Source organism: Leifsonia sp. 1010 (assembly GCF_031455295.1).
Taxonomy (GTDB): domain Bacteria; phylum Actinomycetota; class Actinomycetes; order Actinomycetales; family Microbacteriaceae; genus Leifsonia.
This window is the reverse complement of record NZ_JAVDSL010000001.1, coordinates 200,321-212,161: the sequence shown is the minus strand read 5'-3', so window position 1 is coordinate 212,161 and position 11,841 is coordinate 200,321. Positions and strand designations below refer to the sequence as shown.

General features: G+C 69.7%; 11 protein-coding genes. 2 read left to right on the top strand and 9 right to left on the bottom strand.

All coding sequences use genetic code 11. The annotated features are described in order from the left end of the window. Window positions 1-2 precede the first annotated feature (2 nt). Window positions 3-1,520, bottom strand: a complete 1,518-nt coding sequence (locus J2Y42_RS01060; RefSeq protein WP_309853945.1) for a sugar transferase — start codon at window positions 1,518-1,520, stop codon at window positions 3-5. 405 nt (window positions 1,521-1,925) lie between these two features. Here J2Y42_RS01060 and J2Y42_RS01055 point away from each other — a divergent pair, with 405 nt between their 5' ends. Then, window positions 1,926-2,645: an SOS response-associated peptidase gene (locus J2Y42_RS01055; RefSeq protein ID WP_309853942.1), complete on the top strand. Its 720-nt coding sequence runs from the start codon at window positions 1,926-1,928 to the stop codon at window positions 2,643-2,645. Between the two features lie 184 nt (window positions 2,646-2,829). Here the strand turns inward: J2Y42_RS01055 and J2Y42_RS01050 are convergent, their stop codons facing one another. Then, a complete protein-coding gene (locus J2Y42_RS01050; RefSeq protein ID WP_309853939.1) occupies window positions 2,830-4,401 on the bottom strand; it encodes a hypothetical protein in 1,572 nt (523 codons plus the stop codon). A 297-nt stretch (window positions 4,402-4,698) separates the two neighbouring features. Next, window positions 4,699-5,736 carry an L-glyceraldehyde 3-phosphate reductase gene (mgrA, locus tag J2Y42_RS01045; protein WP_309853936.1) on the bottom strand — a complete coding sequence of 346 codons (1,038 nt, stop codon included), beginning with the start codon at window positions 5,734-5,736 and terminating at the stop codon, window positions 4,699-4,701. A gap of 131 nt (window positions 5,737-5,867) precedes the next feature. Between mgrA and J2Y42_RS01040 the strand changes: the two genes are divergently transcribed. Then, window positions 5,868-6,083, top strand: coding sequence for a hypothetical protein (locus tag J2Y42_RS01040; RefSeq protein ID WP_309853933.1), 216 nt, complete (start codon window positions 5,868-5,870; stop codon window positions 6,081-6,083). Window positions 6,084-6,287: 204 nt separating this feature from the next. Here the strand turns inward: J2Y42_RS01040 and J2Y42_RS01035 are convergent, their stop codons facing one another. From J2Y42_RS01035 to J2Y42_RS01010, 6 genes are all read right to left on the bottom strand, one after another. After that, window positions 6,288-6,446, bottom strand: coding sequence for a hypothetical protein (locus J2Y42_RS01035; protein ID WP_020076764.1), 159 nt, complete (start codon window positions 6,444-6,446; stop codon window positions 6,288-6,290). 96 nt (window positions 6,447-6,542) lie between these two features. Continuing rightward, window positions 6,543-7,574, bottom strand: a complete 1,032-nt coding sequence (locus J2Y42_RS01030; RefSeq protein ID WP_309853930.1) for an SIS domain-containing protein — start codon at window positions 7,572-7,574, stop codon at window positions 6,543-6,545. Window positions 7,575-7,640: 66 nt separating this feature from the next. Further along, window positions 7,641-8,489: a carbohydrate ABC transporter permease gene (locus J2Y42_RS01025; RefSeq protein WP_309853928.1), complete on the bottom strand. Its 849-nt coding sequence runs from the start codon at window positions 8,487-8,489 to the stop codon at window positions 7,641-7,643. Then, entirely contained in the window at window positions 8,486-9,445 is a 960-nt protein-coding gene (locus J2Y42_RS01020; RefSeq protein WP_309853925.1) for a sugar ABC transporter permease, read from the bottom strand. Before J2Y42_RS01020 ends, J2Y42_RS01025 begins: the two co-directional genes overlap by 4 nt. Then, window positions 9,442-10,743: an extracellular solute-binding protein gene (locus tag J2Y42_RS01015; RefSeq protein WP_309853922.1), complete on the bottom strand. Its 1,302-nt coding sequence runs from the start codon at window positions 10,741-10,743 to the stop codon at window positions 9,442-9,444. The genes J2Y42_RS01020 and J2Y42_RS01015 overlap by 4 nt, the downstream gene beginning before the upstream one ends. Further along, window positions 10,740-11,678 carry a BadF/BadG/BcrA/BcrD ATPase family protein gene (locus J2Y42_RS01010; RefSeq protein ID WP_309853920.1) on the bottom strand — a complete coding sequence of 313 codons (939 nt, stop codon included), beginning with the start codon at window positions 11,676-11,678 and terminating at the stop codon, window positions 10,740-10,742. Before J2Y42_RS01010 ends, J2Y42_RS01015 begins: the two co-directional genes overlap by 4 nt. Window positions 11,679-11,841 lie beyond the last annotated feature (163 nt).

Sequence of the window (11,841 nt, the reverse complement as noted above, 5' to 3'; positions counted from 1 at the left end):
CATCAGTACGCCCCCACGGGATGTGTCAGCACCTTCACGGTGCGCCACATGATGACGAGGTCGCCGGTCAGCGACCAGTTCTCCACGTAGTAGAGGTCCAGGCGGACGCTCTCCTCCCAGGAGAGATCGGATCGACCGTTCACCTGCCACATCCCGGTGAGTCCCGGCTTGATATAGAGGCGGCGGTGGACGTGGTTCTCGTAGCCCTCGACTTCGGAGGGCAGCGGCGGGCGCGGGCCCACCAGGCTCATGTCGCCGAGGAAGACGTTGACCAGCTGCGGCAGCTCGTCGAGCGAGAACTTGCGCAGGTAGTGGCCGACGCGCGTCACGCGAGGGTCGTTCTTCATCTTGAAGAGGAGTCCCTGGCCGTCGTTCTTCTCCTGCAGGGCGGCGAGGCGCGCCTCCGCGTCGATGACCATGGAGCGGAACTTGTACATCGTGAAGCGCTCGCCGTTGCGGCCGACCCGCTCCTGCGCGAAGAAGACGGGGCCGTTGTCGTCGAGCTTCACCAGCAGGGCGATCAGCAGGAACAGGGGAGAGAGGAGCAGCAGCGCGAGGCCGGAGGCGAAGAAGTCGAATGCGCGCTTCAGCACGTGCTTGCCGCCCTCGAACTGCGGGATCTCCACGTGGATGAGGGGGAGGCCCTCGACGGGACGGAAGTGGATGCGCGGACCCGCGACATCGGTGAGCGGCGAGGCGAGCACGAGCTCGGTCGCCGTGCCCTCCAGCTTCCACGCCAGCTTGCGGACGAAGTCCCCGCTGCTGAGGGCGCGGCCGGCCACGATCACCGTGTCCGCGCCCAGCCGCGCCGCAGCGTCTGCGACCCCCGACAGGTCGGAGACGATCGGTACCTCACGCTCGGGACCGGCGATCCGGCGCCGCATCTCGGCATCCTTCTTCGCCCCCTTGCGCTTTCCTGTGTCGAGAGCGGCACCCACGACGTTGTAGGCCGCTCCCGACTTCTGGTGGATCTGGCGGACGACGTAGTCGACGTCGTCGAAGCGCCCGACGACGAGCGCGCGCGAGAGATAGTGGTCGAAGATGCGCTGGCGGATGAGCCAGTGGCGCCACAGCCAGCGCGAGAACAGGACGCCGGCGAGGCCGGCGGGCAGCGCGACGATGAAGTAGCCGCGCGCGATGTCGACCTTGGCGACCAGGAAGAGGATGGCCAGCAGGCCGAAGGTCGTCGCGGTCGCGGAGACGACGCGGCGGTACTCGGCGACGCCGAGCCCGACGACCCGCGCGTCGCGCGTGTGGTAGACGGAGAGCGTGAAGAGCCAGGTCGCGGCGATGATCAGCGACAGGTAGAGGTAGTCGATGTGGAACACGGACGTCGGCGCCGCCGCGTCGTCGAAGCCGAAGCGCACGAAGACCGCACCGATCGTGGCGACGAGGATGATGGCCGTGTCGGTGGCGAGCAGACGGTAGCGGTAGAGACGGGCCCAGTTGCGCTCGGAGCTCAGTCCGCGCAGCGCGCTGGGGGCGACCGGGGCGTGGAGGCGCGGGCGGATGACAGTCATGCCAGGGCCTCCACGGAACGGCCCACCGGGGAGCCGACGGCGGCTGGGGGGAAACCGTGGTCTCGAACGGCTTCACCGCCGCCGACTCCGCTCAGGGGGTGACGGTCGTGGAATCGCGCGCGCCGAGCGCTCCCCGTTCGGATGGGGTTGAGTGCGGGTAGCGCTCGGCGTGGCGAATTCGGGTACACGTTTGTCACCTGCGGGTCGGGTTGGTGCATCTTCGGGTGGTGTGGACGATCGGAGTTCCAGTACCGTTAAGTGACTGTTCCTCACCTATCCACAAAAGTGAGAATACATCGTTTTCACAGCTTCGCGTCACCCGCTTTTGGGGGTGAAAATTCCTCAACTTCGGTCCGCGAACATCCCTTCCGGGCACATGTCGGCCGTCGCGCCTAAGCTGGCGGCATGTGCGGCAGGTTCGCGATGGACGACAAGGTCAACGCCGAGATCACGGAATTCGTGGAGGCGACCGGTCGCCGGCCCGAGGAGTGGACGGCGAACTGGGAGGCCGACTACAACATCGCGCCGACCGACGACATCCCGGTGCTCATCGACTCCCCGAAGACCCGGGAGCTGCGGTTCGAGCGCGCGCACTGGTCGCTCGTGCCCTCCTGGTCCGACACGCTGAAGCTCAAGTTCCCGACCTTCAACGCCCGGGCGGAGGAGATCGCCGAGAAGTCGACGTGGAAGAAGCCGGTGCAGTCGCACCGCGCGATCGTCTTGGCGCGCGGCTACTACGAGTGGCAGGGGCCAAAGGGCAGCAAGACACCGTTCTTCATCCGCTACCCGGAAGGCCGCCTGATGGGCTTCGCGGGGTTGTACTCGTGGTGGCGCGACCACAGCAAGGCCGACGACGACCCCGACCGCTGGGTGCTGACGGCCACGATCCTCACCTCTGACGCCGTCCAGACGCTCGCCGACATCCACGACCGCAACCCCGTCATCCTCCCCGAAGAGATGTGGCAGCACTGGATCGACCCGTCGATCGTCGGCGACCAGGCGCTCGTCGACGAGGCCGTCCGCGCGGGCGTCGCCGAGGCGGAGACCCTGCGCTTCGACCAGGTGGCGCCGTTCAAGACGTCCGACGACGGGCCGCAGCTCATCCAGCCGGTCGACGCGGCCTGACCTGGCGCGACCGTCGTCCCTGCTCGAACCGCCCTCGGCCGTGCCGACCACCGTCGGTCGGTGATCTGCTGCCTTCGGTCGGAGAATCGGCCGCATCCGCGCCGAGACTCCATCCGGGCCGCGGTCGGTCGGAGATTTGCAACCGATTCTCCTACGGAAACGCGCCCGTGGTGAGGGGAGGGAGCTACCGCGTCAGCTCGATGATGGCGCTCCGATGCGTCTCGATCCGGCGCCCGGTCTCCGCGAAGCCGAGCGACTCCAGCTCGCCCAGCCCCCAGGTGTCTTCGACGCCTTCCACATCCACCTCGATCAGCCACACCCGCTCGACGCCGTCGAACCGGCCGCGCTTCGCCGCCTGGTCGACCGAGTAGGCGCGATCCGCCCACCAGGTGTTCCTCGCGTACGGCACATGGAGCGTCACATCCTGGAGGCCGCGGAATCCGTCCGGGTACGTGCGCATCGCCAGGCGGGGGCGCTGCGACGGCTTGGCCGACTCGTCGAACACCACGGCGTCGCCGGGACCGGCGTTCGCGGCCATCGCGGCGCTGACCTCCGCCCAGTCGCTGTCGTTCTTGGCGTACGGCCCACGCTGGAGGGCATAGACCGGCGCGCACAGCGCAGCGAAGGCGATCGTGGCGGCCGCGGTGATCGCGACCGTCCGCCGCGCATCCCGCCCGAGCATGCGGCCGAGCACCAGGATCCCCTCCGCCACCAGGAGCGCCGCCGCGGGCGCGGCGAAGGTGGAGTAGCGCCCGGTGTACATCGGGAACGCCAGGTTCACGAGCAGCATCGCCCCCGTCGGCAGGAAGAGCCAGGCGGCGCCGACCAGCCGGGTCGAGACAGTGCGGGGCCCGGCGGGCAGGGGAAGCGCAGCGCCGGAGGTGCGCAGCCGCCACGCTCGCCAGGCGGGCCACAGGGCGAGCCCGATGAGCGGCCACGCGGCCACCGCGACCCACGGCATCCCGAACCAGAGGAAGAAGTACCAGGTGGACGCCTCTTCCGGCGCGCCGCTGAGGTAGGCGATCTGGCCGCGCTCGAGGTAGGCGACGACCGCCAGCGGTATGACGGAGAGCAGTGCGGCGCCGGCCGCGACGGCCCACCTCCGCAGGGCGTCCCGCGACGCGCGGGCGAACAGCAGGATGGCGGCGTGCGCGACGAGGAGCGTCACGGAGTAGAGGAAGAGGTATGCCGCTACCGCCGTCCCGACCGCGTAGAGCAGCCACGCGAGCCGTCGAGCGCCGGGTGCGAGCCGTCGGCCGCCGCCGTCGACCAGCCACACCAGGAGGAGGGTGAGCCAGGCGGCCGCCGCTGCCGTGAACGCGTACGAGCGCGCCTCCTCGCCGGCATAGGTGAGCCGGGGGAGGACGGTGGCGACGACCCCGGCGACCACCGCGGCCCGTGCTCCGCCACGGCGACCGGCGAGCAGCGTCACCGCCGCGGCCGCGGCGCCGACCGCGAGCGCGCTCGGCAACCGCAGGGCGAACGCGCTCTCGCCGGCCAGCCGGATCCACCCGTGCATGAAGAGGTAGTAGACGCCGTGCACCGCATCCACGTGGAGCAGCATCCCGAACAGGCTCCCGAGCGGTCGCTTGGCCGAGAGCAGGGTCGCCGCCTCGTCGCCCCACAGCGACGGCACCCAGCTGAACGCGGCGCAGAGGAGGGTCGCGACGAGCCCTGCGGCGACCGCGATCGTCCACGGCCGGACCGCGCGCAGCGGCTGGCCGGCGCGGAGATCCGGTTCGACGAGGACGGTCATATCTACAGCTTCTAATCGCCGGACGAGTACCCCGCCCAGATAAGCAGACAACGCTGGGCGAACCCCGGGCGAGCACTTCGCAAACTCATAGCCGGGACGCTGGTGTTACCGGACCCCGGGCGTTCCAGCAGCTCACGCCGGGCGCCCGGGGTCCGCCCCACACACGCCGGGAAACGTCGGACGCCTCGGGGGCGCCGCCAGCACATCCAGCGTGCTCGCTGCCGACGCTAGGCCGAGCGGGCGCGGGCGGGCAGGGGATGACGGGGATGGGATGCGGTGGTAATCGCTCCCTCGACGTCACACCTCCCCGCGCCGCGCCCCCGCCCACAGGTCGACGCCCGCGTCGGTGGCGTGCTCGTCGATCTCCGCGAGCTCCTCCGGCGAGAACTCCAGGTTGCCCAGGGCCGCGACGTTCTGCTCCAGCTGGTCGACGCTGCTGGCGCCGATCACCAGCGAGGTCACGCGGTCGTCGCGCAGAGCCCACGCGAGCGCCAGCTGCGCCAGGGTCTGTCCCCGCCGCTCCGCGATCTCGTTGAGCGCACGCAGGCGAGCGATGGCATCGTCGGTGAGCCAGTCGGAGTCGAAGGAGGTGCCGGCGCTCGCCCGCGAACCCTCCGGGATGCCGTTCAGATACTTGCCCGTCAGCATGCCCTGCGCCAGGGCGGTGAAGCCGATGACGCCGACGCCCAGCTCGCCGACGGTGTCGAGCAGACCCTCGGTCTCGATCCAGCGGTTGAGCATGGAGTACGACGGCTGGTGGATGAGCAGGGGGGTGCCGAGGTCGCGCAGGATCTCGGCGGCCCGGCGGGTCTCCTCCGGTCCGTACGACGAGATGCCGACGTAGAGGGCCCTGCCCGACCGGACGGCCGTGTCCAGCGCCTGCATCGTCTCCTCCAGCGGCGTGGACGGGTCGGGCCGGTGCGAGTAGAAGATGTCGACGTAGTCGAGGCCGAGGCGCTGCAGCGACTGGTCGAGACTCGCCAGCATGTACTTGCGACTGCCGCCGCCCTGACCGTAGGGGCCGGGCCACATGTCCCAGCCGGCCTTGCTCGACACCACGATCTCGTCGCGGTACGGCCGGAGGTCCTCCGAGAGGATGCGGCCGAAGTTGATCTCCGCCGCGCCGTAGGGCGGCCCGTAGTTGTTGGCCAGGTCGAAGTGGGTGATGCCGAGGTCGAAGGCGCGGCGGACGATGGCGCGCTGGGTCTCGAAGGGGCGGTCGTCGCCGAAGTTGTGCCAGAGACCGAGCGACAGGGCGGGCAGGTCGAGTCCGCTGCGTCCGGTGCGGCGGTAGATCATGTCGTCATAGCGGGAGGGGTTCGCAACGTAGGCCATGCATCCAGATTCGCGGACGCGGACCATCGCTGTCCAACATCCCGTGCAGATCGGATCCATCGGCCGCGCTGCTCGATCGGGAGGGTGTCAACCCCTTGCCGCTGCGGTGGGCGGGGGCGCTGGCTGGTGGCATGACCGACGAACTGACCCCCAGCGACGACACGACCGCCCCCGGCCAGCCGCAGGGCGCCCCGGCGCCCACCGACACCCCGGTGCACGACCAGCCCACGGCGGCGGGCCAGGCACCGGCGGGCGGCGCGCTGGACGGAGAGAACGACCTCCCCGCCGACGACGAGACCGCCGACACCCTGCAGAACGACGCCCTCCTCGACGAAGAACAGCCCTGACCGGCTCCGGCCCTCACCCCGCCTGCGCCCGGCCCGGCCCGGCCGGCTACCGTCGGAGATCCGGGCCCGGACGCCCCCAATCTCCATCCCCACCGCGGAACGTCGGAGATGAGAGCGCTTTCCACCTACGCAAGCACCCCGCACAAACGGAAGCGGCGGCCGCGCCACAGGGCACGGCCGCCGCTTCGCGGTCGGGGAACGGGGTCAGGTCCGGCTCGCACCTCGTCTGAGCCATCCGACGATCGCGGTGATCACGAAGAACACCAGTCCGAGGATCGCCAGCCACAGCAGGCCCTTGATGGCGAACCCGAGAATGGCGAGCACCGCCCAGATCACCAGCAGGATAATGATGAGAGCTATCATGCCTTCATCTGACTCCGGTCCGCGCTTCTCGTCAACATCGGGGGGCGGGCCTTGCGGCGCGGGGCGGTTCGTGGCAGGACGGGCGACGTGCGCCCCTCAGCGCACCGGCAGCTTGGTGTCGTCCTGGTGGTACAGGAAGTCCTCCAGCGGGTACGGCTTGTGCTCGATCGCGGCGGCGATCGCCAGCTGAGCGATCACCGTCTCGACGATCGCGCGCTCGAACACCCCGAGTCCCGCGGGCAGCGGCACCACGGTGAGGTTCGCGTGCCCGGCGGCCGGGATCGACGCGGGGTCTGCCGCCGTCACGAGCACGACGGGCACCCCCGCATCGAGAATCGACGACGGGATGCTCAGCTCGCGACCGTCGCCGAAGATCACGAGGGCGTCGTCATCCGACAGCACCTCCATCGGACCGTGCAGGTACTGGAACGTCTCGAAGGCGGCGCTCGGCGTGCGGAGCCCCTCCCGGATCATCAGCGACAGCTCGGCGGCGGCCGTCAGAGACGCACCGCGCCCCACGACGTCGATGGTCTTCGCCCCGGCGAGCACGCGCCCGACCGTCTCGGCCGCTTCGGCGTAGTCGCGCAGCACGTCGGCCACCCGGCCCGGGATGCGTTCCGCCTCCGCCGCGCCCGCGCGCACCCCGACGTGGTCGAGCAGCAGGGCGTACGCCAGCAGGGTCGCCGTGAAGCCGCTGGTGTAGACCGGCGAGTCGGGGAACCCGCCCAGGCCGAGCACCGCATCCACGTCGTCCTTGATCGGCTGGTCGGGGAAGTTGCTGATGCCGATCCGCGTCCCGGCGGCGAGCTTCCGCGCCGCCGCCAGGGGCTCGGGGCTGCGGCCCGACTCGGAGACGACGATGTTGTGGTCGGCGCGCACCACGGCGAGCCCGTCGGCGACGTCGGAGGCGACGACACCCGATGCGGGATACCCGGCGGCCGCGAGGGCGGCGACGAGCGCGTGCGACGAGTTGAGCGACGCGCCCATGGCGACGACGGCGACGCTGTCGCCCGCCTCCCATCGGGGGAGTGCTGCGCTCGCGAGGTCGCGGAGCACGGTCTCTCGCGCTCGGGCGAGGTTCTCGGGCTGAGCGCGCATGGCATCGACGAACGAAGCGGTGGGTTCCATGGAAGTCCTTCTGTCGGTGGTCGGAGGTGGTCGGAGGTGGTCGGAGGTCGTTGGCGGGAAGGCGGCTCAGCCCTTGACGGCGCCGGCGGCCATACCGCTGACGACGTACCGCTGGAAGATCAGGGCGACGACGATGGGCGGCAGGGCCGCGAGGATGCCGCCCGCCGCCACCAGCCCGAAGTCGGTCGTGTAGCGGCCGGCGAACTCGCTGATGGCCACCGGCAGGGTCTTCGCCGCGTTCGACGAGGTGAAGATCAGCGCGTACATGAACTCGTCCCAGGCCAGCAGGAACGCGAACATGATGGCGGCGAAGATGCCCGGCCGGGCGGCCGGAAGCACCACGCGGAACAGGGCGCCCAACCGGGAGGCGCCGTCGATGCGCGCCGCCTCCTCCAGCTCTTCCGGAATGGTCAGGAAGTAGTTGCTGAGGATCCAGAGCACGAACGGCACCACCAGCGAGCAGTCCACGATGATCAGCCCGATCACCGAGTCCAGCAGCCCGAGCGAGTTGAGGATGAGGTACAGCGGGATCAGCAGGGCGATCTGCGGCAGCATGTACGTCGCCAGGAAGAGGATGAGCACCGCCTGCCGGAAGCGGAACCGCAGCCGGGCGAACGCGTACGCGCCCAGGATCCCGACGATCATCGAGACGGCGACCGTGCCGACAGCGACGATCGTCGTGTTCGCCAGCGCCGCGCGGAAGGTCGCGCCGACGCTCTCGGCGCCGCCGCGGAAGATCAGCTCGTACCGGCTCCAGTCGAGCGTGTCCGGGATCCACTGCAGCGGAGTGGAGATGAGGATGCGCTGCGGCGTGACGCTGGCGATCACCATCCACCCGAAGGGCAGCAGGATGACGACGGCGACGACCAGCGCGGCCAGGTGGATGAGGATCGAGTTGCGGGTCGTGCGCTTCACAGCAGGCTCATCTCGGATCGGCGCAGCATGCGCAGGTAGACGAAGGTCAGCACCAGGATGACCAGCACGATGATGTACGAGAGCGCCGCTCCGACCCCGAAGTTCTGGTCCGAGAAGGCCGTCGTGTAGGCGTAGTAGGCGACGGTCTGCGTACCGTTCACGGGGCCGCCGCGCGTCATCGCGTAGATGATGTCGAACACCTTGAACGCCTCCACCGTGCGAAGCACCAGCACGATCGAGATCGAGGGCACGAGCATCGGGAGCACGATCGTGCGGAAGATGCGCGGCCAGCTGGCGCGGTCCACCTTCGCCGCTTCGTACAGCTCGTTCGGGATGGACGTCAGCCCGGCGAGCAGGAAGAACGCCACCAGCGGGGTCGTCTTCCAGACGTCCGCGATGATCACCATGTTGAGGGCGAGCGTCGGGTCGCCGAGCCAGGCCTGGTACTGGTCGATGATCCCGAGCTGGGTGAGCGCCGCGTTGAGCGCGCCGTACTGCGCGTTGAAGATGCCTTTCCACATCGCCGCGTTGACGATGGTCGGGATCGCCCAGGGGATGATCACGACGGCGCGGAACAGCCACCGCGCCCGCAGCTTGGCGTTGAGGAGCCCGGCGACGATGAGCCCGAGGACGAGCTCCAGCGCTGTCGAGACGAGGGTGAAGTACAGCGTCCGCCCCATCGCGGCCCAGAAGCCGGGCGCGGTGAGGATGTCGATGTAGTTCTGCAGGCCGACGAACGGGGTGTCGGTCGCCAGCGCCGAGTTCACCTCGAAGAACGAGATGAGGAGGGTGCGGAGGATGGGGTAGACGATCACCCCGAACACCGCGACCGCGGCCGGCAGCAGCAGCCAGAAGGCGAGCCGCCCCTGGTTGTCGCGCCTGCGGCGGTCGCGGCGCCCGCGCGTGGTGGGCGCGCGCCGTTCCGTCTCGACTCCGGCGACCGACACGCCGCTCATCCGAGGGTCTCGTTCGCGGACTTCACCGCGTCGTCGAGGGCCTGCTGCGGCGACTTCTTGCCGAGCAGCGCGTTCTGCAGCTCGACCTGGATCGCCTGCGACACCGAGTTGTAGTTCGGCACCGGCGGACGCAGGATCATCGAGTCGTAGGCCTTTCCGGCGGCCGCGAAGACCTCCGGGTTGGTCTTGGTGATGTCCGGCTTGGTGTAGCTCGACTTCCAGTTCGTCATCGAGCTCTTGACGTACTTGTCCTGCACGGCCTCGCTGGTCATGTACTCGATGAACTTCCACGCGGCGAGCTGGTGCTTCGACTTGGCACCGATCGCCAGCGCCATGGAGCCGTTCACGCCAGGGTTGTCCCCGTTCGGGCCCGCGGGCGGCGGGGTGACGGCGATCTGGCCGACGACCTTCGAGATCGACGGGTCGTTCTGGTCGCGGAAGGTGGACTCCCAGTTGAGCTCCATGGCGGTCTTGCCGGCGGCCATCGACTTGTCGGTGTCGTCCTCGAGGAACGTGGTCGACGCCGGGTCGGTGAGCCCCTCATCCAGTGACTTCTTCATGAACTCGAGCGCCTGCACGCCCGCGCCCTTGTTGATGGAGAGCTTGCCGCTGGAGTCGGTGAACTGGCCGCCGTAGGCGCCGAGCAGCTCGGCGTAGTCGCAGACCAGCGCCTCCGCCTGTGCCCAGCTCCAGGCGATCGGGTACTGGACGACGCCGGCATCCTTCAGCTTCTTCGCCACGGTGAGCACGCCGTCCCACGTCTTCACGTCGTCCGCGGTCGCGCCGACCTTCGCGAGCATGTCCTTGTTGTAGAAGAACAGCTTGGTCGACGGGCCCCACGGGACGCCGTAGTACTTGCCCTTGTATTCGGCGCTGGAGAGCGCGCCGCCGAGCATGTCGCTCTTCCACGAGTCGGGGAAGCGCTTCGTGACGTCGGTGATGATGTTCTTGGAGGCGAACTCGGCCGGCCAGATCACGTCGAGGTGCACGACATCGTAGGTGCCCGCGGGTGCGGACGTGACGATCTTGTCGTGGAGGGCCTCGTACGCCACGAAGGTCGGCTTGACGGTGATCTTGGGGTTCTTCTCCTCGAACGCCTTGATCATCGCGTTGACGTCGGACTCCGAGTAGCCGGCCTGCTTCATGAACAGCGCGTTGATCGTTCCGGTGCCGTCGCCCTCGCCTCCCGACGAGGTCCCGGCGCCCGTCACGCTGCACGCGCTCAGGGCGAGCGCCGCCGTCGCCGCGAGCGCGAGGCCCGCGAGCGTGCGGTGACGCCCGGTGGATGTGATTCTCATGACTTCCTCCGTGATGGTGTGGGTGGTGCGAAGGGGACAGCGGTGGCCGCCTCCGTGAGCCGCCGGGCGAGCGCGAGTGCGCCGCGCACCGGGGGGACATCCAGCAGGTGGATGGAGTGGGTGAGCCCGCGGGCGCGCAGCCGCTCGCCGAGGGCGTCGAAGAGCCGGGGCTGGTGGCTGACCACGCCGCCGGCGCAGACGACGTCGGCGCCGGCCGCCCCGCGGCGGTGGACCAGCTCGACGCTGCGGGCGAGCTCGTCGGCGGCCGCGTCGATGACGCGTGCCGCCCGGACGCTGCCGGCGTCGGCCGCGGCGAACACGAGGGGAGCGGCCGCACCCCAGACGGTGACGCGCGGGCGGACGGTCAAGGCGTTGGACAGGCCGACGATCTCCTCCACGCCGAAGTGCGCGTAGAGGGCGTCGGCGAGGGCGTCGCGCGGCTCGTCCTCGTCCACAGCCTCGAACAGGGTGCGCACCGCATCCCGGACCAGCGCCGGCGCGCTCCCCGGGTCGTTGAGGATGTAGCCGTAGCCTCCCGCACTCACCAGAGTCCCGTCGGCGCGCCGCCCGACGACCTTGCTCCCGGTGCCCGCGATGACGGCGATGGCCTCGTCGAACCCGGCGGCGGGGCCGACGAGTTCGACGTCGTTGACCGCGAGGGCCGGACCGTCGTGGAGCGCGGCGAGCGTCTCCGAGAAGGCGAGGGTCTGGCCTTCGCTGTCGAGCCCGTGTGCGCCGACGACCAGGGGAGCGGAGGCGGCGCCGGGAACGTCGTCGAGCAGGGCGAGGAGTCCGCGCACGTTCTGCTCGGAGTGGAGGTCGCCGCCGTGCTGCCAGTCGGCGGTCTGCACCGACCGGTCGAGGAGCGCGGCGCCGGCGTCGTCCTCGACGCAGACGTGCGTCTTGGTGCCGCCGATGTCGATTCCGACGATCACGTCTGCTCCTCTGCGTCGCTGAAGGGGTGCCTCTTCTTTCCTATCGGAGTGAGAAGAAGTGCGTCAAACCTAAGCGACGTTGCGCCCCCGCGTCAAGACCCGCTCTCGCCCGACCCGCGCCGACGTTCGGCTCGAGATTTGGCGCAAATCGTCGTTATCGCGG